Annotated in this window: 1 protein-coding gene; it reads left to right on the top strand. The window is 67.9% G+C overall.

The genetic code is table 11. The features are described 5' to 3' along the window. Nucleotides 1-358: Glu/Leu/Phe/Val dehydrogenase dimerization domain-containing protein (locus ACTNBU_RS12770; protein WP_441034478.1), on the top strand; the 358-nt coding region annotated here is incomplete at both ends.

Raw genomic sequence — 358 nt, 5'->3', positions numbered from 1 at the left:
CATGACCGGTCTGCCCATCGGCGGCGCCAAGGGCGGCTCCGACTTCGATCCCCGCGGCAAGTCCGACGCTGAGATCATGCGCTTCTGCCAGGCCTTCATCAGCGAGCTGTACCGCCACATCGGCCAGGACATCGACTGCCCCGCCGGCGACCTGGGCTGCGGCGGCCGCGAGATCGGCTACATGTACGGCCAGTATCGCCGTCTGGTTGGCGCTGCCGAGTTCGGCGCTCTGTCCGGCAAGGCTGTCACCACCGGCGGTTCCATCCTGCGTCCCGAGGCCACCGGCTACGGCGCTGTGTATTATCTGGTCGAGGCTCTGGCTCACGACGGCGAGTCCATCGAGGGCAAGCGCATCGCC

The sequence above is a fragment of the Dysosmobacter sp. HCP28S3_G4 genome, assembly GCF_052065175.1.
Lineage (GTDB): Bacteria > Bacillota > Clostridia > Oscillospirales > Oscillospiraceae > Oscillibacter.
Note: the sequence above shows the minus strand (reverse complement) of the source record. Positions and strands in the feature narration are given on the sequence as shown.